General features: G+C 71.2%; 23 protein-coding genes and 2 tRNA genes. 16 read left to right on the forward strand and 9 right to left on the reverse strand.

All coding sequences use genetic code 11. The annotated features are described in order from the left end of the window. Positions 1-222: 222 nt before the first annotated feature. Genes ACFXKZ_RS00150 through ACFXKZ_RS00160 form a run of 3 tightly spaced genes read left to right on the forward strand, consistent with a single transcriptional unit; the run spans position 223 to position 3,542 of the window. Positions 223-2,070: a TerD family protein gene (locus ACFXKZ_RS00150; RefSeq protein WP_379994727.1), complete on the forward strand. Its 1,848-nt coding sequence runs from the start codon at positions 223-225 to the stop codon at positions 2,068-2,070. Between the two features lie 7 nt (positions 2,071-2,077). Further along, positions 2,078-2,764, forward strand: a complete 687-nt coding sequence (locus ACFXKZ_RS00155) for an AIM24 family protein (protein ID WP_379994729.1) — start codon at positions 2,078-2,080, stop codon at positions 2,762-2,764. A 22-nt stretch (positions 2,765-2,786) separates the two neighbouring features. After that, on the forward strand, positions 2,787-3,542 hold the full coding sequence (locus ACFXKZ_RS00160) for an AIM24 family protein (RefSeq protein ID WP_379994731.1): 756 nt from the start codon (positions 2,787-2,789) through the stop codon (positions 3,540-3,542). Positions 3,543-3,660: 118 nt separating this feature from the next. On the opposite strand, the gene ACFXKZ_RS00165 is transcribed toward ACFXKZ_RS00160, so the two are convergent. Then, complete coding sequence (locus ACFXKZ_RS00165; protein WP_379994733.1) at positions 3,661-4,191, reverse strand: NUDIX hydrolase; 531 nt, start codon at positions 4,189-4,191, stop codon at positions 3,661-3,663. Further along, positions 4,188-5,633, reverse strand: coding sequence for a zinc-dependent metalloprotease (locus ACFXKZ_RS00170; RefSeq protein ID WP_379994735.1), 1,446 nt, complete (start codon positions 5,631-5,633; stop codon positions 4,188-4,190). The genes ACFXKZ_RS00165 and ACFXKZ_RS00170 overlap by 4 nt, the downstream gene beginning before the upstream one ends. A gap of 410 nt (positions 5,634-6,043) precedes the next feature. On the opposite strand from ACFXKZ_RS00170, the gene ACFXKZ_RS00175 reads away from it, so the two are divergent. The 4 genes from ACFXKZ_RS00175 to ACFXKZ_RS00190 all read left to right on the forward strand — a co-directional run bounded on the left by ACFXKZ_RS00175 (position 6,044) and on the right by ACFXKZ_RS00190 (position 9,137). After that, positions 6,044-7,111 carry an NAD-dependent epimerase/dehydratase family protein gene (locus tag ACFXKZ_RS00175; protein WP_379997230.1) on the forward strand — a complete coding sequence of 356 codons (1,068 nt, stop codon included), beginning with the start codon at positions 6,044-6,046 and terminating at the stop codon, positions 7,109-7,111. Between the two features lie 112 nt (positions 7,112-7,223). Beyond that, a complete protein-coding gene (locus tag ACFXKZ_RS00180; RefSeq protein WP_379994737.1) occupies positions 7,224-7,646 on the forward strand; it encodes a molybdenum cofactor biosynthesis protein MoaE in 423 nt (140 codons plus the stop codon). Positions 7,647-7,800: 154 nt separating this feature from the next. After that, positions 7,801-8,037, forward strand: a complete 237-nt coding sequence (locus ACFXKZ_RS00185) for a hypothetical protein (RefSeq protein WP_379994739.1) — start codon at positions 7,801-7,803, stop codon at positions 8,035-8,037. A gap of 47 nt (positions 8,038-8,084) precedes the next feature. Continuing rightward, on the forward strand, positions 8,085-9,137 hold the full coding sequence (locus ACFXKZ_RS00190; RefSeq protein ID WP_379994741.1) for a PDZ domain-containing protein: 1,053 nt from the start codon (positions 8,085-8,087) through the stop codon (positions 9,135-9,137). A gap of 22 nt (positions 9,138-9,159) precedes the next feature. Here the strand turns inward: ACFXKZ_RS00190 and ACFXKZ_RS00195 are convergent, their stop codons facing one another. Further along, entirely contained in the window at positions 9,160-9,702 is a 543-nt protein-coding gene (locus ACFXKZ_RS00195; RefSeq protein WP_379994743.1) for a PPA1309 family protein, read from the reverse strand. Between the two features lie 153 nt (positions 9,703-9,855). Here ACFXKZ_RS00195 and ACFXKZ_RS00200 point away from each other — a divergent pair, with 153 nt between their 5' ends. Together ACFXKZ_RS00200 and ACFXKZ_RS00205 are read left to right on the forward strand one after the other, a co-directional pair. Further along, positions 9,856-12,936: a UPF0182 family protein gene (locus ACFXKZ_RS00200; protein ID WP_379994745.1), complete on the forward strand. Its 3,081-nt coding sequence runs from the start codon at positions 9,856-9,858 to the stop codon at positions 12,934-12,936. A gap of 109 nt (positions 12,937-13,045) precedes the next feature. Then, positions 13,046-13,119 (forward strand) — tRNA-Met (locus tag ACFXKZ_RS00205). Positions 13,120-13,250: 131 nt separating this feature from the next. On the opposite strand, the gene ACFXKZ_RS00210 is transcribed toward ACFXKZ_RS00205, so the two are convergent. Next, positions 13,251-13,466 (reverse strand): hypothetical protein, encoded by a 216-nt coding sequence (locus ACFXKZ_RS00210; RefSeq protein ID WP_379994747.1) that lies wholly within the window; start codon positions 13,464-13,466, stop codon positions 13,251-13,253. Between the two features lie 366 nt (positions 13,467-13,832). On the opposite strand from ACFXKZ_RS00210, the gene ACFXKZ_RS00215 reads away from it, so the two are divergent. Together ACFXKZ_RS00215 and ACFXKZ_RS00220 are read left to right on the forward strand one after the other, a co-directional pair. Continuing rightward, a tRNA-Met gene (locus ACFXKZ_RS00215) sits at positions 13,833-13,909 on the forward strand. A gap of 144 nt (positions 13,910-14,053) precedes the next feature. After that, positions 14,054-15,994, forward strand: a complete 1,941-nt coding sequence (locus tag ACFXKZ_RS00220; protein WP_379994749.1) for a sel1 repeat family protein — start codon at positions 14,054-14,056, stop codon at positions 15,992-15,994. 432 nt (positions 15,995-16,426) lie between these two features. On the opposite strand, the gene ACFXKZ_RS00225 is transcribed toward ACFXKZ_RS00220, so the two are convergent. Next, positions 16,427-16,876: a Fur family transcriptional regulator gene (locus tag ACFXKZ_RS00225; protein WP_379994751.1), complete on the reverse strand. Its 450-nt coding sequence runs from the start codon at positions 16,874-16,876 to the stop codon at positions 16,427-16,429. Positions 16,877-16,995: 119 nt separating this feature from the next. On the opposite strand from ACFXKZ_RS00225, the gene ACFXKZ_RS00230 reads away from it, so the two are divergent. Then, positions 16,996-18,453, forward strand: a complete 1,458-nt coding sequence (locus ACFXKZ_RS00230) for a catalase (RefSeq protein WP_379994753.1) — start codon at positions 16,996-16,998, stop codon at positions 18,451-18,453. A 120-nt stretch (positions 18,454-18,573) separates the two neighbouring features. Here ACFXKZ_RS00230 and ACFXKZ_RS00235 read toward each other — a convergent pair whose 3' ends face one another. Both ACFXKZ_RS00235 and hisN read right to left on the reverse strand, forming a co-directional pair. Then, positions 18,574-18,975, reverse strand: a complete 402-nt coding sequence (locus ACFXKZ_RS00235) for a cyclic nucleotide-binding/CBS domain-containing protein (protein WP_379994755.1) — start codon at positions 18,973-18,975, stop codon at positions 18,574-18,576. Between the two features lie 160 nt (positions 18,976-19,135). Next, positions 19,136-19,933 carry a histidinol-phosphatase gene (gene hisN, locus ACFXKZ_RS00240; protein ID WP_379994757.1) on the reverse strand — a complete coding sequence of 266 codons (798 nt, stop codon included), beginning with the start codon at positions 19,931-19,933 and terminating at the stop codon, positions 19,136-19,138. A gap of 258 nt (positions 19,934-20,191) precedes the next feature. Between hisN and ACFXKZ_RS00245 the strand changes: the two genes are divergently transcribed. The 3 genes from ACFXKZ_RS00245 (at position 20,192) to ACFXKZ_RS00255 (ending at position 22,012) form a co-directional block, all read left to right on the forward strand. Continuing rightward, positions 20,192-20,614, forward strand: a complete 423-nt coding sequence (locus ACFXKZ_RS00245) for a hypothetical protein (protein ID WP_379994759.1) — start codon at positions 20,192-20,194, stop codon at positions 20,612-20,614. An 89-nt stretch (positions 20,615-20,703) separates the two neighbouring features. Further along, on the forward strand, positions 20,704-21,393 hold the full coding sequence (locus ACFXKZ_RS00250) for an HAD family hydrolase (protein WP_379994761.1): 690 nt from the start codon (positions 20,704-20,706) through the stop codon (positions 21,391-21,393). Positions 21,394-21,466: 73 nt separating this feature from the next. Beyond that, positions 21,467-22,012, forward strand: a complete 546-nt coding sequence (locus ACFXKZ_RS00255) for a DUF2087 domain-containing protein (protein WP_379994763.1) — start codon at positions 21,467-21,469, stop codon at positions 22,010-22,012. Positions 22,013-22,078: 66 nt separating this feature from the next. Here ACFXKZ_RS00255 and ACFXKZ_RS00260 read toward each other — a convergent pair whose 3' ends face one another. Then, positions 22,079-22,855: a DUF4097 family beta strand repeat-containing protein gene (locus ACFXKZ_RS00260; protein ID WP_379994765.1), complete on the reverse strand. Its 777-nt coding sequence runs from the start codon at positions 22,853-22,855 to the stop codon at positions 22,079-22,081. Between the two features lie 267 nt (positions 22,856-23,122). Between ACFXKZ_RS00260 and ACFXKZ_RS00265 the strand changes: the two genes are divergently transcribed. Further along, positions 23,123-23,638, forward strand: coding sequence for a DUF2231 domain-containing protein (locus tag ACFXKZ_RS00265; RefSeq protein WP_379994767.1), 516 nt, complete (start codon positions 23,123-23,125; stop codon positions 23,636-23,638). Positions 23,639-23,678: 40 nt separating this feature from the next. Here the strand turns inward: ACFXKZ_RS00265 and rsgA are convergent, their stop codons facing one another. Next, positions 23,679-24,734 (reverse strand): ribosome small subunit-dependent GTPase A, encoded by a 1,056-nt coding sequence (rsgA, locus tag ACFXKZ_RS00270; RefSeq protein ID WP_379994769.1) that lies wholly within the window; start codon positions 24,732-24,734, stop codon positions 23,679-23,681. Positions 24,735-24,740: the final 6 nt, after the last annotated feature.

The raw sequence follows: 24,740 nt of genomic DNA on the forward strand, positions 1-24,740 counted from the left end.
CAGTCGTCGCGGCGCCGGATTCGGGCGTATAGCGTGAGGCGCGTACGCGGACGGAGCGGTCGCGGACATGTGCCCGCCGGGGGGCACGAGCGGCCCGCCCCGGCGCGCAGCCGTACCCCGACCGGGGCGCAGCCGATGTTGTAGCGTGCCGAGCGCGGCGGGGACCCAGGTGGTGGGCGCCCGCACCGCCGGCGGCGGAAAAGCGGGGAAGGGAGCCACACAGTGGTCGAGTTCAGGAAGGGACAGAAGTCGAAGCTGTCCGACCTGACCGCGGGGACCGATCTGTATGTCGGGGTGCGGTTGGATGCCCCCGGGCTGACGTTCGACATCGCGTGCTTCGGGTTGGACGCGGGCGAGCGGCTGTCCGACGATCGGTACTTCGTCTTCTTCAACCAGCCCAAGTCGCCCGAGGCGTCGATCCAACTCCTCGGCGCGCAGGCCGGCGACACCGAGTCCTTCCGGGTGACCCTCGATCGGGTCCCGCCGCACGTCAACAAGCTCGCGTTCACCGCGACGATCGACGGCGACGGGGTGATGTCCCAGGTCGGGTCCGGCTATCTGCGGATCGTGGCGGGCGGCCAAGAGGTCGCGCGCTACTCGTTCACCGGGCGCGAGTTCAGCACCGAGCGCGCGGTGATGATCGCCGACATCTACAAGAAGGACGTCTGGCGGATCTCCGCCGTCGGCCAGGGCTTCGACGGCGGACTGCGCGCGCTCCTGGAGAACTTCGGCGGCGAGGTCGCCGAGGACGAGCCGGAGCAGGCGTCCGCGCCCGCGCCGGTGCCGCCCGGCGGAGCACCCGGATTCGCCCCGCCCGGCGCCGGCGTGCCGCCGCAGCAGCACCAATCGCCGCCGTCCTTCGGCCCGCCCGGTGGTGGCCCGCCGCCACCCCCGCCCGCGCCCACGCCGAATTTCGGGCCGCCGCCCGGCGCGCCCCAGCCGGTCGGCGCGATGCCGCACGGCGGTCCGCCGCCCGGCCACGACGGCCCGCCCCACTACGGCGGCACCCCGCCGCACGGTGCCCCCGGCGGCTACCCGCCGCCGCCCGGCCCGCCGCAGTACCAGCAGGGCCCGGGCACGCCGCCGCACGGCGCGCCGGGAGGCTACCCGCCCCCGCCCGGTCCCGGCGGCTACCCGAACCCGAACCAGACGCCGCACCAGGGGCACATGGCGCCGCCCGCGCCTCCCGGCACGGGTCAGCCCGGTGGTTACCCGCCGCCGCCCGGCCCCGGGGGGTACCCGCCGCCCGGCCCGCCCGGACCCGGCGGCTACCCCGGCCAGGGGCAGCCCGGCCAGATGCAGCCCACGCTCCAGATGCCGGTCCCCGGCGGCCCGGGCGGACCGCCCCCCGGCCAGGGCATGCCCCCCGGTCCCGGCATGCAGGGCGTCGGCGTCGCGACGCCCGAGCCCGCCTTCCAGTACGGCATCGACCAGTACCGCGAGGTGCCCGCCGGCGGTCGCTGGAGCCAGCAGAACCCCAAGATGGTCCGCGTCGACGTCTCCGGCGGCAAGGTGATCGCCCGCCAGGGCGTCATGGTGGCCTACCAGGGCGACGTGAAGTTCAAGTTCCAGGGGCAGAGCCTGCGCAACCGGTTCGACAACCGGCAGACCGGCCAGTCGCTCGAACTGATGCGCTGCGAGGGCAGCGGCGAGGTGTTCCTCGCCGAGGACGCCGCGCACCTGCACCTGGTCGAACTCCAGGGCAACAAGCTGTTCGTCAACGTGGCCAACGTGCTCGCGTTCGACGAGGGGCTGACCCTGGAGCCGGCCCGCGTCGAGGGCGTGGGCATCCCCGGCGGCGCGCTGTTCGCGCAGACCTTCACCGGTCAGGGCACGGTCGTGATCAAGACCAGGGGCATCCCGCTGGTGTTGCCGGTGCAGGGGCCGACCTTCGCGGACAGCAACGCGATCGTGGCCTGGACCGGTACCCAGATGCAGGTCTCCACCACGACCCAGATGCGGCTGCGCCGTACCGCGTTCCCCGGGCACAGCGGCGAGACGGTCAACCTGCAGTTCCGCTGCCCGCCGCAGGCCAACAACTTCATCGTCGTCCAGCCCTACGAGGTGTGAGGGGAACATGGATCAGCAACTGATCGCCGCGTACGGGCAGACCGCCCCCCAGGCGCGGATGAGCGCGCACGGCCACAAGATCTGCCGGGCCAACATCCAACCCGGCGCACCCGGTGTGCTGGCCAAGCAGGGCTCGATGATCGCCTACGAGGGCTACATCACCTTCGAGGGCTACGGCCAGGGCATGCAGCGCCGGGTGACCGGCGGGATCACCGGCGAACGTATGCAGTTGATGCGGTGCACCGGACAGGGCGACATCTACTTCGCCGACTACGGCGCCGACGTGGCCATCATGCAGCTCAACCCGGGTGAGGGCCTGTCGGTCAACGCGAGCAACATCCTCGCGTTCGACGAGAACCTGGAACACCGGATCAAGATGGTGAGCGGGGTCACCGCGAAGTTCAGCGGCAACGGCCTGTTCAACATGGAGCTGTCCGGTCAGGGCTGGGTGGCGATCACCACGCGCGGCACCCCGGTGGTGCTCAACCCGGCCGAGCGCGAGACCTACGTCGACCCCGACGCGCTGGTCGCCTGGAGCACCAGCCTCAAGGTCGGCACCAAACGCTCGATGCGCCTCGGCGGCATCGTCGGGCGCGGTTCCGGCGAGGCGATGCAGGTGTCCTTCAAGGGCAACGGCTTCGTCGTCGTGCAACCGGCCGAGGACGCCACCGACCGTTTCCACGTGCGCGGCTGACCGCGAGCCAAGGAGGAACACCGTGCAGAGCTCGCTTTTCGGCCACGCGCCGGTACACAACCCCGAGCGGTACAGCTTGCAGAACGAGCACATGCTCAAGGTCCAGCTCGGCAACGGGCACCCGGACCACTGCCTGGCCCGGGTCGGCTCGATGGTGGCCTACCAGGGCGCGATCGACTTCGACGGAAACCTGCGCAGCGGCGCCGAACAGCAGGCCGCCGCGGCCACCGGCGAACAGCTCCAGCTGATGCGCGCGCAGGGCACCGGCACCATGTGGCTGGCCAACATGGCCCAGTCGATCCACGTGCTCGACCTCGACTTCGAGGGACTGAGCGTGGACGGGCAGTACGTATTGGCCCTGGACAGCACGCTGAGCTGGAACGTGGTCGCCATCGAGAGCGCCCAGTCGGTCGCCGGCGCCGGGTCGTACAACCTCGACATCAGCGGCAACGGCAAGATCGCGCTGATGACCTCGGGCAAGCCGCTGATCATGCGGGTCAGCCACGGCGCCGAGGTGTTCGCGGACGCCGACGCCGTGATCGCGTGGAGCAGCCGGTTGCAGATCAGCATGCAGGCGCAGACGAACTCGGCCCGGATCTACCGCCGCCGCCGGGGCACCGGCGAGGGCTGGAACATGGCCTTCATGGGCGAGGGCTACGTGGTGGTCCAGCCCAGCGAACTGCTCCCGCCGGTCGAGTTCATCCAGCCCGGCGGCTACCTCGCCAACCGCGGTCTCGGCCAGGACGGCGGGGTCCGCGGCAACACCTGGGGCCAGTAGCACCCGGGCCCGGGAAACCGGGGAACAGCGACGCCGAGGGGCGCCCGACCGATCACCGGTCGGGCGCCCCTCGGCGTGTCCTCGTGGATTTCTCGTGTCGCCGCGCGGAGCGCGGACCTCAGACCAGGGCGCGGGCCCGGTTCACCAGCGCGCGGACCGAGTCGTCGGTGTCGGCCGGCAGCGCGTCGAACGCGAACCAGCGCAGGTCCAGCGACTCCTCGCTGATCACCTCGATCGCGCCGGGCGGGGCCAGCGCCGCGTACTGCACGTCCAAGTGCACCGCGCACGGTGTGTCGTGCCGGTCGAGGTAGACCGGCGCGCCGTCGGCGAGCAGGGTCAGACCGGCGATCCCGGACTCCTCGTGGGCCTCGCGCAGCGCCGCCTCGGCCGGTGTGCGGTCACCCGGTTCGCAGTGCCCGCCGGTCTGCAACCACCGGAGGATCTTCGCGTGCAGGGTGAGCAGCACCCGACCGCCGGCGGCATCCACGATCAGCGCACTCGCCGTCACGTGCCCGGCGCGGCAGCCCTTGAGCATGCCGTCGTCGTACCTGGCCAGATGCTCCAGGTAGGCCCGGCGCAGCCCGTCGACACGATCGTCGGGCGCGTGCCACGCGGACAACGCGTCGACCGTCGCGACCCGAAGGCTCACGCGGCGGGACCCTTGTCGCCGTCGGTGCCCTTCGGCTTGTCGTCGTCGCCGTTCGCCTCACGCTCGGCGTCGTCGGCTTTCGCCTCGCCCTTCGCCTTGCCCTTCGACTCCAGCGAGTCCAGGTCCGCGTCCAACTCGGCGTCGAGACCGGACAGGTCCAGCTCGGCGTGGTGCACGAAGCCGTCGGGGTCGTCCAGGTCGGCCGCGGTCGGTAGCAGATCGGGGTGCTGCCACACCGCGTCGCGCCCGTCCACGCCGCGCGCGTCGGCCAGCGAGGCCCACAACCGGGCCGCGTCGCGCAGTCGGCGCGGGCGCAACTCCAGGCCCACCAGCGTGGCGAAGGTCTGCTCGGCCGGACCGCCCGTGGCCCGCCGCCGACGCAGCGTCTCGCGCAGCGCGCCCGCCGAGGGCAGCCGCGGCGCCGCCGCGCTGTGCACGACCGCGTCGACCCAGCCCTCCACCAGTGCGAGGGCCGTCTCCAGCCTGGACAGCGCGGTCTTTTGCTCCGGGGTCTCCTCGGGCTCGAACAGCCCCTGCGAGAATGCCTCCTGCAGCGCCTCGGGGTTGCTCGGGTCGATCCGACCCGCGGCCTCCTCCAGGCGGCTCATGTCCACCTTGATGCCTCGGGCATACGCCTCTACGGCGCCGAACAGGTGTTGCCGCAACCACGGCACGTGCACGAACAGGCGCTGGTGCGCGGCCTCGCGCAGGGCCAGGTAGAGCCGCACCTCCTCCTGGGGCAGGGACAGGCCCTCGCCGAACGCGGTCAGGTTGGCCGGCAGCAGCGCCGCCTTGCCCGCCGGACCGATCGGCAGCCCGACGTCGGTCGAGCCGACCACCTCGCCGGCCAGCGCGCCGAGCGCCTGGCCCACCTGGGCGCCGAACATCGCGCCGCCCATGCCGCGCATCATGCCGAGCAGCGGCCCGGCCATGCTCTGCATCTCGTCGGGCATCATCTCGCCCATGGCCGCGACCACCCGGGTCGCCAGCGGCTCGACCAGCGCGCGCCACTGGGGCAGCGTCGCCTCGATCCACTCGGAACGACTCCAGGCCGCGGTGGTGCTCACACCGGACGGCAGCGACGTGGCCTCGTCCAGCCACAGCTCGGCGAGCCGCACCGCCTCCTCGACGCCCGAGCGCTCCACCGCGCCGATCGACGCGTCGCCCTGCTGCGCCACCGTCTGCCGGGCGATGTCGCGGGCCAGGTCCCAGTTGACCGGCCCGCCCTCGTAGGAGAGGAGCTTGCCCAGCTGCTGGAAGGCCGCGCCGAGATCGGCCTGATTCATCTGTCCGAAAAGCGCGCCGAACGGGTTGTTCGGGTCACCGCCGGCGGCACCGAACCCGAAGGGGTCGTTCGGATTCGAACCACCGGACCCGCCGCCGGGGCGGTCGGGATCGTCGTCGCCCGAGGGCTTGCCGAAGCCGAACGGGAAGTCAGCCATGGTGGGGCCCCTCTACGTTTTCCATGTGTGCGGCGCCCTCGGGCCCGACCATTCGATGCCGACTCACGGTTACCTCGTCTCGCTCGAGCCGCCCGCCGCCCCGGCCGGAGACGACACCGCGCAGGCGCCGAAACGCGCCTGGCGTGAAGATCACAACAACACCTCCGGCAGGATGGATCGCGGACACTGACAGGAAAGGCAAGCAGTCGCGCGTACCTTTCTTGACGAACCGCTCGTACCAAACTAACCACGGGAGACCGCCAGTGAGTTCCCAGCCCCCACGCGTTCGCTCTGGGCGGAGCGGGCGGGAGAGCACGAGCGAAGGCACCGGAACCGATGCCGCGCAGACCGCTCCGGAGAGCGATCCCCAGTCCTCGGGCCGGCCCGAGGACCAGCCCTCGGCCACCAGTGTGCCCCGGGTGCGCCCGGTCGTCGCGGTCACCGGCGCCGCCGCCGGGCTCGGTCATCGCGTCGCCTCGCTCCTGGCCGCGAACGACCAGGTCAAACGTCTGATCGCGATCGACGAGCGGCGCGGCGAGATCCCCGGCGCGCAGTGGCGGATCATGGACGTCCGCGACCCCGCGCTGGCCGGTCGGCTGGAGGGCGTGGACGTGGTGGTGCACCTCGCGCTCGACATGTCGCTCGACTCCGAGCCCAGGTCCCGGGGCGCGCGCAACGTGCGCGGAACCCAGACCGTGCTGACCGCCGCCGCCGCGGCCCGGGTGCCGCGCGTGGTGTTGTGCACCTCGGCGATGGTCTACGGCGCGCTGCCGGACAACGACGTACCGCTCACCGAGGACGCGCCGCTGCGCGCCACGGCCGACGCCTCGCTGGTCGGCGATCTGCTGGAGATCGAGGAACTGGCCGAGCGCACCCCGCGCGCCCATCCGCACGTCAAGGTCACCGTGGTGCGACCGGCGACGCTGGTCGGCGGTCCCGAGGCGGACAGCGTGATGACCAGGCACTTCGAGGCGCCGCGCCTGCTCGTGGTCTCCGGCGGGCAGCCCCGCTGGCAGTTCTGCCACCTGGACGACCTGGCCTCGGCGCTGGAATTCGCCGCGCTCGGCCGGGTCGAGGGTGTGGTCACGGTCGGCTCGGAGGGCTGGCTGGAGCAGGAGGAGATCGAGGAGTTGTCCGGCATGCGCCGGATGGAGCTGCCCGCCTCGCTCGCCCTGGGCACCGCCGAACGGCTGCACCGCCTCGGCATCACGCCCGCCCCCGCGGGCGACCTCGCCTACACGATGCACGGCTGGGTGGTCTCCGCGGAACGGCTGCGTGCGGCGGGCTGGCGGCCGGCGTGGACCAACGAGGCGGCGTTCGCCGCGCTCCTGGAGGACGTCGCCGGGCGGCACGCGCTGGTGGCCCGCCGGCTCGGCCGCAAGGACGCCACCACGCTCGGCGCGGCCGGTGCCACCGTGGCCCTGGTCGGCACGGCCGCGATCGTGCGCAAGGTGCGCCGCCGGCGCCGGGGGTTCTGAGCCGCGCGGCCCGGTGGCGACCGGGTTTCGGCCCGCTCCGGCGCGGGGTCGCCCGCGCCGTCGGGGGACCGGGGTGTCCGGGTCCGTGGCGCGGCGCGCGATACTGCCCGGTATGGACGTCATCCGCATCGCCGAGATCCGCGACACGCCGTTGTCCGTCGACGAGGTTTTCGCCGCGGTCGGCGACCCCGCCGCCGGTGGCATCGACCTGTTCGTCGGTACGGTCCGTGACGCCGACGGCGGGCGCACGGTCACCGCGCTCGAATACTCCGCCCACCCGTCGGCCGCGGCCGAGCTGCGTCGGGTGATGGAGAAGATCGCCGCCGACCAACCGGTGCTGGCGATGGCGGCGGTACACCGGGTCGGCCGGCTGGCGATCGGCGACCTGGCGGTCGTGGTCGCGGTCGCCTGCCCGCACCGCGCGGAGGCGTTCGCCGCGTGCCGCCGACTGATCGACGACCTCAAGCACGAGGTGCCGATCTGGAAGCTCCAGCACTTCACGGACGGCGACGCGGACTGGGTCGGCGCCTGCTGACCCCACACGCACCCGCTCCGACGCCCCATTTGCCCCGTTCGCCCCACCCGTTCCCGGGTGTCCCGGGCGCCTCGGAGCAGCGAAAATGCACCATCACCACCACATACATATGATTTAAGCCGTCACCCTCCCTCTCGTGTCGATGGAGTACGTCATGGCGGCTGTCGCATGGTGGTGGGCCATCCCGGGCGTCGCGCTCGTGATCGCCGTGAGCTGGGCCGCGTGGACGGCTCGGGCGTTGCGTACGCCGAGCATGCGCGACTCGATGTCCGCCTTCGAGGAGTGGAGCGCGGCGCTGGACCGGGTGCGCACCGCCACCCCGGTCGTGCACGACCCCACTGTCGAGGCGCCCGACCCGACGCTCCCGGGAACGGTCCACGACAACCCGTGACGGCCCGGCCCGCACCGCAAGAATCCGGGTGCCGTAGGGTCGGGCGCATGTCGCGCCGCACCGCCACCCTGGTCGTCTCCGGGCTGCTGCTCCTGGCCCTGGCCTGCGCCGTGCTGTTCGCGCCGGTGCCCTACGCCGAGTTGAGCCCCGGGCCCACGTACAACACGCTCGGCGACGAGGGCGGCAGGCCGGTCATCGAGATCTCCGGCCACGAGACGTACCCCACGAGCGGGCACCTGAACATGACCACCGTGTCGGTGACCAACAAGTCCTACGACATGCCGCTGCTCGACGCGCTGGCCGGCTGGGTCAAGGGCGACGCGGACGTGGTGCTGAAGAAGTCGCTGTATCCCGACGACAAGTCGGCGGCCGAGGTCGAGCGGGAGAACGCCGAGGAGTTCAGCTCCTCGCAGGAGCACGCCAAGGTGGCCGCGTTCGCCGCCCTGAACATCCCGATCGAGAAGCAGGTGATCGTCTCGACCGTGGCCAAGGACGCGCCCGCGCTCGGCAAGCTGCACGCCGGCGACATCATCCTGGCCGTGGACGGCACGCCGATCACCAAAACGGAGGACGTCGCCGGGGCGATCACCAAGCACAAGGCCGGCGAGTCGGTCACGCTCACCGTGGACCCGGCCGACGCCCGCGGTACCAGGCGCGACGTGCAGGTGGTCACCGGCAGGGCCGAGGACGACGGCCGCGCGCTGGTCGGCATCACCCCGGGCATCCTGCCGAAGTTCCCGTTCAAGGTGGAGATCCACCTGGAGGACGTCGGCGGCCCCAGCGCCGGGATGATGTTCGCGCTCGGCATCGTCGACAAGCTCAGCCCCGGCGACCTGACCGGCGGCAAGTTCGTGGCCGGCACCGGCACCATCGACGACGCGGGCAAGGTCGGCGCGATCGGCGGCATCCAGATGAAGACCATCGGGGCCCGCCGCCAGGGCGCCAAGTACTTCCTCACCCCCAAGGCCAACTGCGCCGCCGCCGCGCAGACCCGGCCGGGCGGTCTGACCCTCGTCCAGGTGGAGACGCTGGACGACGCGCTCAAGGCGCTGGCGACGATCCGCACCGGTCAGGGCACTTTGACGGAATGTCATGCGTGACCGGTGCGGACCCGCTCGGCCCCTACTCCTCGTCGGTGTCGCCGAACGTGGCCAGCAGCGCCTCGGCCAGGCCGGGCACCAGGTCCGCGCCGGAGAGCACCTCGGAGTCGTCGTCCTTGGCCCGCAGTCGCACCGCCGACTCGCGCGAGCCGTCGCGCAGCACGCCGACCGCGAGTCGCACCTCCTGGCGCTCCGGGTGCGCCGCCACCCAGTCGTGGATCTCCTCGTCGCTGCCGACGGTGGGCATGTTCGCCTCGGCGGACGGCGGCAACATCAGCCGCTCGACCACGAGCGCGCAGCCGAGCACGGCTTCCGGCCAGGCGATGCTCGCCAGGAACTCGTCGATCGCGACGTGCTCGGGGATCTCCTCCTGCTCGATCGGCGTAAGGGTGTCGATGGGCGCGTCACGGTCGGCGGACAGGCCGAGCTGCGCGGCGAGGTCGGGTTCGGTACGGGCCAGTTCCCCGGTGTCCACGAGCGCGTACAGGCGGGGCTGCTGGTCCCAGCCGTACCCCGCCACGTGGCGTTCGATCTCGACGAGGGCCTGGGTGAGTGCAACGGTCATGCCCCCATCTTCCCGTCTCCGCCCCACGACGGATCACGAGCCTGTATCGGCCGTGTCTGTGGGGAACCACGTCCTGTCTCGGTAAGTTGACCCATCGAGCGCCGACCGGGCGCGTCCAGGTAATGATCGAGGTGCGCACCCTTGGTTTTTCAGATGCCCGAACGAGGCGGCTCAGGTGGCCGTCGGATCAGATTGGGAGCCCCGTCCCGCAGGTCCAGAACACTGCTCCTGACGCTGGCCATCCTCGTGGTGATCGTTGTCGCGTGGGTGCTGTTCGCGAATTTCTGGACGGATTGGCTCTGGTACAAGTCGGTCGGCTACGGAAACGTATTCACGACCAAGCTGTGGACGCGCATCGGGTTGTTCCTGGTGTTCGGTCTGCTCATGGCCGCGGCCGTCGGCGCCAACATCTACGTCGCCTATCGGCTGCGTCCCGCGTTCCGCGGGATGTCGCTCGAACAGCAGAGCCTCGACCGCTATCGCTCGGCCATCACGCCGTTCCGTAGCTGGCTGCTGATCGCGCTGTCGGTGATCATCGGCATCATCGCCGGAACCTCGGCGTCGGGGCAGTGGAAGACGTGGCTCCAGTTCGTGAACGGCGTCTCGTTCGGCGCCAAGGATCCGCAGTTCCACAAGGACGTCTCGTTCTACGCGTTCGATCTGCCGTTCTATCGATTCCTGGTCAATTTCGCGTTCGTCGCGGTCGTCGTCGGCCTCGTCCTCGCGGTGATCACGCACTACCTCTACGGCGGACTTCGGGTGCAGAGCCCGGGGTCGCGGGCCACCCCCGCCGCACAGGCGCATCTTTCGCTGCTGCTCGGCCTTTTCGTGTTGTTCAAGGCCATCGCGTACTGGCTGGACCGCTATTCGCTCGCGGTTTCGTCCGGTGATTTCAAGCAGGCCTCGCAATTCACCGGCCTGCGGTACACCGACGCGCACGCGGTATTGCCGGCGAAGACGATCCTGTTCATCGTCGCGCTGATCTGCGCCACGCTGTTCTTCGTCAACGTGTTCCGCCGCACGTGGGCGCTGCCGATCATCGGCTTCGGCCTGATGGTGCTCTCCGCAGTGCTCATCGGCGGGCTGTACCCGGCGATCGTCGAGCGGTTCCAGGTCAAGCCGAACCAGCAGGCCAAGGAAGCCAAGTACATCGAGCGCAACATCGCGGCGACGCGGGACGCGTACGGCATCGACGACGTCAAGCCCGAGGCGTACGCGGGCAACGTCGACGCTCGACCCGAACTCAAGGACGAGGCCTCGGCCACGGCCAGCATCCGGCTGCTCGACCCGAACATCGTCTCGCCGACGTTCAACGTGCTCCAGCAGCTGCGGCAGTACTACGCCTTCCCGGCGACTCTCGACGTCGATCGCTACATGATCGGCGGCAAGATGCAGGACACGGTCATCGCCCTGCGCGAGCTGAACCCGAAGGGCAACCAGAGCCACAACTGGGTCAACGACCACACCAAGTACACCCACGGGTACGGCGTGGTCGCGGCCGAGGGCACCGCTCGCGACCCCGAGGGCAAGCCGGTCTTCATCGAGAAGGACATCCGGACCGACGCCCAGGAGAAGACGAGCCCGAGCCCGATCGGTCCGTACGAGCCGCGCATCTACTTCGGCGAGCAGACGACCGAGTACTCCATCGTCGGGGCCCCCAAGAAGGCCGCGGCGACCGAGGTGGACTATCCGCTCGACAACAGCCCGACGGGTCAGCAGACCTATACGTATCAGGGCAAGGGCGGCGTCCCGATCGGCGGCACGTTCAACAAGCTGCTGTACGCGACGAAGTTCCAGGAGGGCAACATCCTGCTCTCCGACTCGATCAACAAGGATTCCCGGATCCTGTACAACCGCACCCCCAAGGAGCGGGTCGAAGCGGTCGCGCCGTGGCTGACCATCGACGGTGACCCGTATCCGGCCGTGATAGACGGCAAGGTGCAGTGGATCGTCGACGCGTACACGACCAGCAACGGCTATCCGTACGCGACCCGCACCACGCTCGGCACCGCCACCGCCGACTCGCTCAACGCCGAGGACCGGGCCCGGGGCGCGGTGGGCAACACCGGCAACGTCAACTACATCCGCAATTCGGTGAAGGCGACCGTCGACGCCTACGACGGCTCGGTCAAGCTCTACCAGTGGGACGAGAAGGATCCGGTCCTCAAGACCTGGATGAAGGCCTTCCCGAACACGGTCAAGAAGAAGACCACGATTCCGCCCACGCTGATGGAGCACCTGCGCTACCCGCAGGACCTGTTCAAGGTGCAGCGCGATCTGCTGACCCGGTACCACGTGACGGACCCGCGGACGTTCTTCAACGGCTCCGACTTCTGGAAGGTCCCCAAGGACCCGACGGGCACCGGGGTCGGCGGCGCCGACCAGCCGCCGTACTACCTGTCCATGAAGTTGCCCCCGGCCCCCGGCGACGGCCAGGCCCAGCAGGCGAAGAATCAGTCGTTCCAGCTGACGACCACGTTCGTGCCGAGGGAGCGGCAGAACCTCGCGGCGTTCATGGCCGTCAACTCGGAACCGGGGCCGGACTACGGCAAGGTCAGACTGCTCACGCTGCCCTCGGCCACGGCGATCAACGGGCCGGACCTGATGCAGAGTCAGTTCAAGTCCGACTCGTCCGTGATCGGGCTGTTGAACGTCTTCCAGATCGGCAACTCGAAGGTCGTCTTCGGCAACCTGCTGAGTCTTCCGGTCGGCGGCGGCATCCTCTACGTGGAACCGGTGTACCTCCAGGCCAACGCGGCCGGGTCGTATCCGGTGCTGCAGAAGGTGCTGGTGTCGTTCGGCGGGAAGATCGCGCTGCAGAACACGCTGCCGGAGGCGTTGGCGGCGGTCTTCAACGGCGAGGCGACACCCGCTCCGCCGAACACGGGGACACCGCCGAACACAGGGACGCCGCCGAACACGGGGACGCCGCCGAACACCGGCACCACGCCGCCCGGTACGGGGACCCCGACTCCGCCGGCGCAGAACCCGACGGTCAAGCAGGCGCTGGACGAGGCCAACCAGGCTCTCAAGGATGCCGACGCGGCGCTGAAGGCGGGTGACTTCGCCAAGTACGGCGAGGCGCAGAAGCGCCTTCAGGCGGCCGTGGACCGGGCCCTGGCGGCCGAGCAGGCGGCGAAGAACCCGCCCGCGGGTACCGCGTCCACGCCGCCGGCGAACGGGACGCCGCCGGCCAACGGGACATCGGGGAGTTCGGCTCCGCCCAAGCCGTGATCGTGGTTGGGTGAGCGCCGCGACGGGCCCGTCTCCTTCGGGGGCGGGCCCGTCGTGTTATCGATTTGGTGTGCGGCTCCGGGTCACGTAAGCTCGGGACACAACGCATCGCGGGGTGGAGCAGTTCGGTAGCTCGCTGGGCTCATAACCCAGAGGTCGCAGGTTCAAATCCTGTCCCCGCTACTCGGTGAAACGCGAGAGGCCCGGTTCTCAGGAACCGGGCCTCTCGCGTTGTGCGCTTGTGCTTGCTGGTTTGTGCTTGGTGCCCCGGCTCGGGGAGCCGGGGGTGGCGCACGGGCTGAGGGCGTGGCGGTCTAGAGCGCGATCTGGCGGCGGCGCTTGGCGCGCAGCGGTGCCATCAGGGTGACGCGCGCCAGACGGTGTGTGCCGCGTTGTTCGGCACGCGGGACCAGGCTCTGGATTATGGCGGCCGATTCGGCGCTGTTCGCCGTCTCCTGGACGGAGGCACGGCCGATGAGGGCGAGGTGCCGTTCGAGGCGCTCGCCCATGCCACTTCGGCCTGCGTCCATCGGCGGAACCGGGACTCGGCGCGGCATGCTCGGATGGTCCATTCCTGATATGACCACGACGCAGACCGTACCCCATCGGAGGCGCCCCGTGACGGCTTCCCGCCCCGTGCCGAGACCGGATCGTGTCCGGCGATGGCCGACAATCCGGTTGTGGCGCAATCGAACTCCCGGGCAACCAGGGGTAATTGGGACCAAAGGGGAAGCGGTCCGGGGTCGAGGCGGGGTGAGTCGGGTTCACTCCATGGTCTGAATTCGGCCGCGACACCCACGAGTGACGCGTGCCACGCGGGGCGGCGGGCGGTTCGGGGTCGGCCGGGAAGGGATTTGCCTGCCCGGTCGGGGCTGCCGTAAGGTTGTGTTCACCGACGCGGGGTGGAGCAGCTCGGTAGCTCGCTGGGCTCATAACCCAGAGGTCGCAGGTTCAAATCCTGTCCCCGCTACCACATCGAAGGGCCCGGCCATTGCGGCCGGGCCCTTCGTGCATGCCCTCGGACACCGGGTGTTCGCCGAGGATTCGTCGCCGGGTGGGGCCGGCTGTTGCCGAATCGCGACTGCATGGATGTGGCCCGAGATGCCACGATGGACACATGGGGGCGTGGAAGGGACATCGCGGACGGCGGGGGGAGCACCCACCGCCGGAGCCCGACGTCTTCGAAACCGTGCCCGAGGGCCCCGACACGGTGGTCTTGGACCGGGGGCGGGCAGCGGCCGCGACGTCTCCGGCGCATCCCGACGAATACGCGGTCCTGGTGCCGTTCCGGCCGCGCCGGCGTGGTCCCGGGGGCAGCGTCGAGGGCCACGAGGCGCTGGATCGGCACGAATCGGCCGAACTCGAACGGCGTTATCGCGAGCGGGCCGCGCGCAGCCCCTCCGCCGCCAACAGCCTCGCCCTGATGTTGCTCGAACGCGACGAGGCGGAAGGGGCGGACGAGGCGGCCGAGTTGCTGCGTCGGGCCGCCGAGGCGGGGCATCGCGGCGCGGCGACCAACCTCGGCGTGCTGATGCACCGTCAGGGGCGGGACGACGCCGCGTCGTTGTGGTGGCACCGGGCGGCCGAGGCGGGCAGTCGGATCGCCGCCTACTCGCTCGGCGCGCTGCTGCTGGACCAGGCCGACGCGGCGCGGGCGAGCGCGGGTGTGGGCGCCGACGTGGGCGCGTATCACGACCTGTCCGGGCAGGGCGTCTACTGGCTGCGCAACGCGGCCGAGTCGGGGCATGTGCGGGCCGCGCTCACGCTGGGCGAGTTCTTCGAGTTGACCGGGCGCCCCGGGGCGGAGCGGTGGTATCGGCGCGCGGCCGAGGCGGGGCATCCGGAGGCGGCCTACCGGCTCGGGCGGATGGGGCAGGAGCGGGACGACGAACGTGCGGCGTCCACGTGGTTCCTGCGCGCGGCTTCGTGCGGGCACGTGCGGGCGGCGGTACGGCTCGCGACCTCGCTGGAGCGGGCGGGGGACACCGCCGAGGCGATCGGGTGGTATCGGCTGGCGGCCGAGGAGGGCGACGCCGAGGGGGCCCGGGCGCTCGGGTTCCTGCTGCAGGACGCGGGGGACGTCGAGGGCGCGGTGCGGTGGTGGCAGGTCGCGGCGGACGCCGGCGACGGCACGGCGGCCAATGCGCTGGGTGCGTGGTTCGCGTCCCGGGGGAGTTCGAGCGAGGCCGCGCGGTGGTACGAGCGGGCGGCGGCGGCGGGCGAGTGCAACGGGGCCTTCAATCTGGGGCTGTTGCACGCGGAGCACGAGGACGCGTCGGGCGCCGAGCGGTGGTTCCGGATGGCGGCCTACGCGGGGCACGGGGACGCGGCCAACGCGCTGGCCGGGATGTTGCTCGAGCGCGGGGACGACGAGGAGGCGCGGATATGGTTCGCGCGGGCCGCCGAGGCGGGCAGCGTGGACGGTTCGTACAACCTGGGCATCCTGCACGCGCGCGGTGGTCTCGACGACGCCGCCGAGGTGTGCTGGAGCCGTGCCGCGGCCGCCGGGCACCCGGATGCTGCTTTGCAGATGGGGCTGTTGCTGGAGCGGCGGGGGGATGCCGAGGGGGCGGCGCGCGCGTACGAGACGGCGGCGCGGGCGGAGCGGCCCACGGCGGCGTTCCGGCTCGGGGCGATGCTGGCGGACGCGGGGGCGGTGGAGCAGGCGGAGCGCTGGTACACGGTGGCGGCGGACGCGGGGCATGTGACCGCGGCGCTGCGGTGTGGGGTGCTGTGTGCGCGGCGGGGTGAGGACAAGGCGGCGGCGCGGCGGTTCCGGGTCGCGGCCGAGGCGGGCAGTGTGTCGGGGGCGTGGAACCTGGCGCTGCTGCACCTGCGGCACGGGGATTCCGACGGCGCGGAGCCGTGGTTGACGGTGGCCGCGCGGGGTGGGCACGGGCGGGCGGCGTTGCGGCTGGTGGTGCTGGCGTTGCGGCGCGGGGATCTGGCCGATGCGGAGCACTGGTGTGGGCCGGCGGTGGCGCATGGTCCTGCGGAGGTCGCGGCGAAGGCGCAGCGGCTGCTGGACGCGTTGCGGGCGGAGTCGCTGGCGAGCTGACGCGGGTCCTCAAGCGCCGGACGGGCTGGTGTGGGCGCCCGAGTGGGCAGGTGGCTGTTTCGGGTGTCCTCAAGCGCCGGACGGGCTGGTTTCGGGTGCCTGAGTGGGCAGGTGGCTGTTTCGGGTGTCCTCAAGCGCCGGACGGGCTGGGTTGGGGGCCTGAGTGGGCAGGTGGCTGTTTCGGGTGTCCTCAGGTGCCGGGCGGGCTGGTTTCGGGTGCCTGTGTGGGCAGGTGGCTGTTTCGGGTGTCCTCAAGCGCCGGACGGGCTGGGTTGGGGGCCTGAGTGGGCAAGCGGGCGTTTCGGGTGTTCTCAGGTGCCGGACGGGCTGGGTTGGGGGCCTGAGTGGGCAAGCGGGCGTTTCGGGTGTTCTCAGGTGCCGGACGGGCTGGTGTGGGGTGCCTGAGTGGGCAGGTGGTTGTTTCGGGTGTCCTCAGGCGTCGGACGGGCTGGGTGCTCGAGTGCTGGGGTGGCTGGTGCAGGTTGGGCATAGGCCGCGGAAGGTGATTTCGGTCTTGGTGATGGTGAAGCCGAGGCTTTCGGCTTCCGTGAGGGTGGGGGCTGGGGTGATCGGTGGGTTTATGTCTCGGATGGTGCCGCATTCGGTGCAGATCAGGTGGTGGTGTGGGCGGTGGGCGTTGGGGTCGTAGCGCTTGGCTCGGGCGTTGGTGCCGACCTCGCGGATCTCGCCCAGGGCTACCAGGTCGTTGAGGGTGTTGTAGACGGTTGCCCTGCTGATCTCGGGGAGTTGCCGGGACGCGCGCGTGTGCACCTCGTCGGCGGTCAGGTGGACGTGGTCGCCGGTGAGGACCTCGGCCACCACCCGGCGCTGTGCGGTCAGGCGCCAACCCCGCTCGCGTAGTCGTTCCTGGAGGTTGCTCATGGTGGAATGGTATAGGTCTTTGGTTGGATCTGGTCTAAATATTGTTCTGGACAAAGTCTAAAACTGGCTCTAGGTTGGGGACCCGGACGACAGCAGCAACACCAGGGGAGTCACGAACCATGTCGCAGCAGCCGCAGGCCCTCACCACCGAATCCGGCGCTCCGGTGGCCGACAACCAGAACAGCCAGACCGCGGGTCCCGGCGGGCCGCTGCTGATCCAGGACCAGTACCTGCTGGAGAAGTTGGCCCGGTTCAACCGCGAGCGCATCCCGGAGCGGGTGGTGCACGCACGCGGGTCCGGCGCGTACGGCCGGTTCGAGGTGACGGCGGACGTGTCCCGGTTCACCAAGGCGCACTTCCTGGCCGAACCCGGCCGCCGTACCGAGGTGTTCGCCCGCTTCTCCACCGTGGCCGGCAACCTCGGCGCCGCCGACGCGGTGCGCGATCCGCGCGGGTTCGCGGTGAAGTTCTATACCGAGGAGGGCAATTACGACCTCGTCGGCAACAACACGCCGATCTTCTTCATCAAGGACCCGCTGAAGTTCCCGGACTTCATCCACACGCAGAAGCGCGACCCGTACACCGGCAGCCAGGAGGCGGACAACGTCTGGGACTTCTGGTCGCACTCGCCGGAGGCCATCCATCAGGTCACCTGGCTGTTCGGGGATCGCGGCATCCCCGCGTCCTACCGGCACATGGACGGCTTCGGCTCGCACACCTACCAGTGGGTCAACGCCGAGGGCGAGGCGTTCTGGGTCAAGTACCACTTCAAGACCGACCAGGGCATCCGGAACCTGACCGCCGAGGCCGCCGCCGAACTGGCCGGGGCCGACCCCGACTCGCACCAGCGGGACCTGGTGAACGCGATCGACGCCGGGGTGAGCCCGTCGTGGACGCTGAAGGTGCAGATCATGCCGGTGGCCGAGGCCGCGACCTACCGGTTCAACCCGTTCGACCTGACCAAGGTGTGGTCGCACGCCGACCATCCGCTGATCGAGGTCGGCCGACTGACCCTCGACCGCAACCCCGACAACGTGTTCGCCGAGGTCGAGCAGGCCGCGTTCAACCCGGCCAACTTCGTGCCCGGGATCGGGCCGAGCCCGGACAAGATGCTTCAGGGACGGCTGTTCGCCTACGCCGACGCGCACCGCTACCGCCTCGGCGTCAACCACACGCAGCTCCCGGTCAACGCGCCGCACGCCGCGACCGCCCGCAACCACGGGCGGGACGGGTACATGGCGACCAACCCGGGCGGTCGGGCCAAGAACTACGAGCCGAACAGCTTCGGCGGCCCGTACGAGAGCGCCGCGCCGCTGTGGGCGTCGACCGAGGTGTCCGGCCCCACCGGCACCCACCCGGCCCCGTTGCACGCGCAGGACGACGACTACGTACAGGCCGGCGACCTGTACCGGCTGATGACGGCGGACGAGCAGGCCCGCCTGGTGGCCAACCTCGCCGGGTTCCTGGCCAAGGTCTCCCGGGACGACATCGTCGACCGGGTGGTGGGCCACTTCCGGGCCGCCGACCGGGATTACGGGGACCGGATCGCGGCAGCCGTGAAGGAGTTGCGCGCCTGACGGCGATCCACCCCCGATGAGCGCGCCGCCCGGTACCCGGACCACGAGTCGGTACCGGGCGGCGTTTCGCACGCCCGGACCGGGGGCGGGACGCGGGCGCGCAACGGGCGCCCGCCGGGGTCAACCCACCAATTCCTCGGTGCGCTGTGCCTCGTGGATCTGGCAGCGGACGATGTCACGGACCGAGATGATCCCCAGCACGTCGCCGTCGTCGAGCACGATCAGATGCCGGAAACCGCCGCGGGTCATCGCCGCCGCCGCGTCGGCCAGCGACCACGAGGGGGTCGCGAAGACGACATTCGAGGTGAGGTGGTCACCGGCGAACTCGGTGTCGGGATTTTGGCCGGCGCCGATCGACATCAGGATGTCGCGCTCGGTCAGGATGCCCAGGCCGGACGTCTCGGGGTCGATCACCACCGCCGCGCCGATCTGGCGGGCGGACATCAGGCGCGCGGCGGCGCGCAGGGTGTGGGCCGGGCCGATGGTCAAAACGATCGTGCTCATGCCGTCGCGGACGAACATGTGACACCACCTCCGTCGGGGCGTGGGGACAGGGCGGGTGAGTGCTCGAGAAAGAATTCACAAGTTCACAAGCCTTGTTTTCACATGGTCACATGCCCGGGAAGGTCAACGGAAGGTATAGCGGGCAAGTCACTCGAAGGGAGTAGCGCGATCCGCGTGCTCAGAATCCCTCGTGCGGATCGCCCAACCGGGCCAGCAGCTCCTCGTGCAGCAGGCCGTTGGACGCGGCGGCGGTGCCGCCCGCCGGGCCGGGGGAGCCGTCGAGCGAGGTGAACCGGCCGCCCGCCTCCTCGACGATCGCCGCCAGCGGCGCGAGGTCCCACAGGTTGACCTCGGGCTCCGCACACATGTCCACCGCGCCCTCGGCGACCAGCATGTACGACCAGAAGTCGCCGTAGGCGCGGGTCCGCCAGCAGGCCCGGGTCAGGTCCAGGAAGTCGTCCATGCGACCGCGGTCCTCCCAGCCGCCCATGCTGGAGTACGCGAACGACGCGTCCTCGATCGCCGCCACCTGCGACACCCGGCAGCGGGACGCCTGGGACAGGCTGCGCCCGGTCCACGCGCCCGCGCCCTTGGCGGCCCACCAGCGCCGACCCAGGGCCGGCGCGGAGACCACGCCCATGACCGACTCGTCGCCGTCCATCAGCGCGATCAGGGTGGCCCACACCGGGACGCCCCGGACGAAGTTCTTGGTGCCGTCGATCGGGTCGATCACCCAGCGCCTGGGACCGTGTCCGGACGAGCCGAACTCCTCGCCGAGCACCGCGTCGCGCGGGCGCCCGCGGCCGAGTTGGTGCCGGATGATCTCCTCGGCGGCCTTGTCCGCGTCGCTCACCGGAGTCATGTCCGGCTTCGTCTCGACCCGCAGGTCGAGCGCCTTGAAGCGGTCCATGGTGGTCGCGTCGGCGGCGTCCGCGAGGACGTGGGCGAAGCGCAGGTCGTCGTCATAGCCGGGCATGACACGAACAGTACCGGCGACCGTCGGCGGGTCCGCGCGCCCCGCGCCCACGGACACACTTACGCGCCGTCGCCGTGGCCTCGTACGCTCGTTATGCAGAAAGGAAGCGCGAACGGCGACAGTCGACAACCGTTCATCGGTCGGGCGCGTGTTACGGGTACGAGTCGACGGCGGAGGGGGTGCGGGACCGCGATGGCACTGTTCGGGGTCGGGCGCAGGGCAACACACGGCAGGGAGCCCGTACCGGGACCGGGGCTGGTGCAACCGCGTCGAAGTCTGGACGGGTGGACGCTGGAGGGCACCGCGCTCGCCGAGCGTTTCGACCGCGAGGAACTGCGCGAGTTGGCCACGCTGTTGCACGGCGTCGGCGCCGAGATGCGCACCGCCTGGACCTACGAGCGCGCGGCCGACCTGCTGGAGCGGGCCGGCGAGCGCCCGCAGGCGCTGGCGGTGGTGGAGGTATGGTTCGCGCTGCCCGAGGAGGTGCGCCGGGCCAGTCCGGCCGCGACCCGCTCGCTCGGTCGACGCCGCCAGCGGCTGCGCAGCCGGCTCGGCACCCCGGCCGCGCCCGCGGCGGCCATTCCCACCCAGACCAGGACCGGGCCCGCGATACCGGCCAAGCCGGGCACCCCGCCGCCGGTGCCGAGCAAGTCCGCGACCGGGCAGGCCACTCGCAAGTGACCCGGCGCGCCCGGCACCGCACGGCGCGCCGGGTGTCCGGGATGCGGTGCGGACGGCCCCGGCGGCCGGCTACGGGCTAGATTTCCGGCATGACCGATCTTGTGCGTTCCCGTCCGCCGGCTTTCGTCTTCGACCTCGACGGGACCCTCGTCGACAGCGTCTACCACCACGTCATGTCGTGGCAGGAAGCGCTCGGCGAGGCCGGCATCGACCTGGCCATGTGGCGGATCCACCGCAAGATCGGGATGAGCGGCGGCCTGTTCGTCCGGGGCATCCAGCGCGAGACGGGGATCGACCTGTCGCCCGAACAGGTCGAGGCGCTGACCGACGCGCACGGGCGCCACTACGCCGCCCGGGTGCCGTTCGTGGAGCCGCTGCCCGGTGCCCCCGAACTGCTGCGCCACCTCACCGAGGTGGGCATCCCGTGGACCATCGCCACCAGCGGCCGGCGGGCCGGGGCCGAGCCGATGCTGGCCAAGCTCGGCGCGCCTGCGGACCTGCCGATGGTCACCCGCGACGAGGTCGCGCGGGCCAAGCCCGACCCCGACCTGTTCCTGGCCGGCGCCGCCAAGCTCGGCGTCGACCCCGCCCAGTGCGTGGTGGTCGGTGACAGCATCTGGGACCTGCTCGCCGCCCGCCGCGCCGGCTCGCTCGGCGTGGGCCTGCTCTCCGGCGGCTACGGCGCCGACGAGCTGGAGCGCGCGCATGCCTTCCGGGTCTACGACGAGCCCGGCGACATGCTGGCGCACATCGACGAGCTGGGCGTACGCGGCGACTGAGCCGCACACGCATCCGGGTGATCCTGTTCGGTCAACCCGTCCCGGCCGGGGCGCCACGTCCTACCCTGGGGACATGGGTCCGGCCGACGAACCTGCGGAACTGCTCCGTCTCCTCGCCGACGACGCCCGATTGAAGGTGTTCGCCGCACTGGTCCTGGAGGCTCGTCTCAGCTCCGACATCGCCGATCGGGCCGGCCTGCCGCTGCGGGACACGATCAAGGTGCTGACCCGGTTCGAGTCGGTGGGTCTGGCCGCGCGGGCCGGCGACGGGTGGCACGCGTGTCCCGAGGCGCTGGCCCAGGCGGCGGCGGGGATCGGCGAGGAGCCCGACGACGCGTTCGCCGACCGGGGCCCCGCCGAGGCGGCCGTGTTGCGGACCTACCTCGCGCGCGGCCGGGTCCGGCAGTTGCCCGTACAGCGGGCCAAGCGCCTGGTCGTGCTCGACCACATCGCCGGCAGCTTCGAACCCGGCGTGCGCTACGAGGAGGCGGAGATCGTGGAGACCCTGCGCCGCTTCATGGACGACCACGCCGCGCTGCGCAGACACCTCGTGGACGAGGGCTTTCTGGGCCGCGAGGGCGGGGTGTACTGGCGCACGGGCGGATCGTTCGTGGTCTGATCCGCCGCCGGCGAGGACCGGGGCGGGTCGCGGATGTCCCCGCGTCGGACATCCGCGACCCCCGGCTCAGCGCGCCGCAGCGCGGTCGACGGTGATGCCGCCGTTGTCGGTGCGGATGTCGATCGAGCGGGTCGCCCGGGGATCGTCGCCGAGTTCGTTGTCGATGCCGCCGTTGCCGGACTTGGCGCTCACCCGGTACGTGTTCTCGTCGCCGGGCACGGTGACGTGCACGCCGCCATTGTCGGTCTTCACCTTCACCTTTGTCGGCGCGGTGTCCATACGCAGCCGCATTCCGCCGTTGTCGGAGGTGGCGGTGATCGTGTCGGCGCGCACCCGCGACGTGGTGATGCCGCCGTTGTCGGTGGTCAACGTCAGGTTCCCGGTGCTTTCGGTGACGTCGATGTGCCCGTTGTCGGTGCCGAACTTCATGTTCTGCCGCAGTCCGATGGCGTTGATGGCGCCGTTGTCCGAGGACACCTCCAGCGGGATGTCGAGCGGAATCCGGATCCGGTAGGACCCGTCACAGTCCACGTTCATGAAGCCCGAGCAGTTCAGCCGCAGCTTGAGCCGGTTGCCGACCAGGCTCCAGGTCGGGTCCGCGCCGCGGATGCTGTGCGTGACCTTGCGATCCACGCTGATCGTGCCCGGCGCGCCCGGTTCGATGGTGACCCCGCCGTCGTCCGTGTCGATGATCAGGTCACCGGCGGTCAGCGTGAAGGTGCGGTGGTCGCGAACGTCGTGGCTGGAGAGCAGCGTGAGCCCGGTCCACGCGGCCATCAGGATCCCTCCGATGGCGAACAGCCCACCGAAGAAGATCAAAGACGTCCGAAGCGGCCTTTTCATGACACTCTCCCCGACAGGTGATCCGAAGCTGCCCAAACTGTATGAGCGAGCGTCCCGGGGCCGGCATCCGGCGGTCACCCGAACCCGGGGTAGGGCTGTCCCCCCTGTGCGGTCGGTGACCGGCCCGGCGGGGCGGGTGTTCGACGGGGGCTGAACCCGGGCAGTCTGGGAGCCGTTGATCTGTGCGAGGGTCGATACCTTCCCCCGAGTGCCCCCACCCGCCCCGCGATTTCCCCGCGATCCCCGACCGTTCAGGAGAACCGCTTCATGTTCGACACCGTCTCCGGCCTGCCCGTTCACGTCCTGGTCGTGCACTTGGCGGTGGTCATCGTGCCGGCGGCGGCGATCGCGAGCGTGCTCGTGGCGGCCAAGCGGCCCTGGTTGCTGCGCTTCGGCTGGTGGGTGGTCGGGCTGGATGCGGTCGCCGCGCTGACCTGCTTCGTGGCCAAGGAGAGCGGCGAGAAGCTGCTCGCCCGGCTCGACCGGCTCTCCGACGGCCAACGCGCCGCCGCCGTGCAGACGCACGTGGACCGGGGCTCGGACATGCTCTGGTACACCCTCGGCCTGCTCGGCGTCACGCTGGTGCTGCTCCTGGTCGCCCGGCACCGGGCCGCCGCCACCTTCCGGCCGCGGACGATACCGCCCATCGTGGTGCCGATCGTGGCCGTGCTGACCCTCGCCGCCGCGGTGCTCGCGGTGGTGCAGGTGGTGCGGGTGGGCGAGTCGGGCTCCAAGGCGGTGTGGCACGACACGGTGAAGAACAGCAGCGGTCCGCTGCGCTGACCGCGCGGGCCCGGCCCGGTGCGCCCCCGGCCGGCGGGTGTCAGTCGCCCTCGTCGCGCTCGCGGGTGCGCAGCAGCCGGCGCAGCGAGTAGAGCCGGGCCGGGTCCGCGTGACCGGCCTCGACCCACGCGTCGAGCCCGCAGTCGGGCTCGTCGTGCGAACAGGCGCGCGGGCAGCCCTCGGTGCCCGCCGCGAGGTCGGGGAAGGCGTTGATCACCCGCCCGAGGTCGACGTGGTTGAGGCCGAACGAGCGCACGCCGGGGGTGTCGACCACCCAGCCCCGGTCGGCGCCCGGAGCGCTCGTGTCGCCCGCGAACGGGGGCAGCCGCAGGCTCAACGCCGAGGTGGTGGTGTGCCGCCCGCGCCCGGTCACCTCGTTGACGTGACCGGTGGCGCGCCGGTGATCCGGCACCAACTCGTTGACCAGGGTGGTCTTTCCGACGCCGCTGTGCCCGACGAAGACGGTGACCTTGCCGGCCAGCCGGGCCCGGATCGGGTCCAGGTCCCACGCGGACTCGCTCTTGGTGACCACGTGCTCCACGCCGAGGGCGCCGTACATCGCCAACAGCGGGTCGGGGGAGGCGAGATCGGCCTTGGTCAGCACCAGCAGCGGTTCCAGGCCCGCGTCGTAGGCGGCGACCAGGCAGCGGTCGATCAGGCGCGGGCGCGGCTCGGGGTCGGCCAGCGCGGTGACGATCGCGAGCTGGTCGGCGTTGGCCACGATGATCCGCTCGTACGGGTCGTCGTCGTCGGCGGTGCGGCGCAGCGTGCTGCGGCGCTCCTCGACCCGGACGATCCGGGCCAGCGAGCCCTCCCCGCCGCTGAGGTCGCCGACGATGGCGACCCGGTCGCCGACCACGACGCCCTTGCGGCCCAGTTCGCGGGCCTTCATCGCGGTGATCGAGCGGTCGGGCGCGTCCTCGTCCTCCAGGAGGCAGGTGTAGCGGCCCCGGTCGACGGTCAGCACCCGGCCCTCGCGGGCGTCCTCGTGCTTGGGCCGGGTCCGGGTGCGCGGGCGTGAGCCGTGCTTGCCCGGACGGATCCGGATGTCGTCCTCGTCGAGGTCCCTGCGTCGGTTGGAGCCGAGTCCCGCCATCGTTTC

The organism is Embleya sp. NPDC059237, from assembly GCF_042754105.1.
Classification (GTDB): Bacteria; Actinomycetota; Actinomycetes; order Streptomycetales; family Streptomycetaceae; genus Embleya.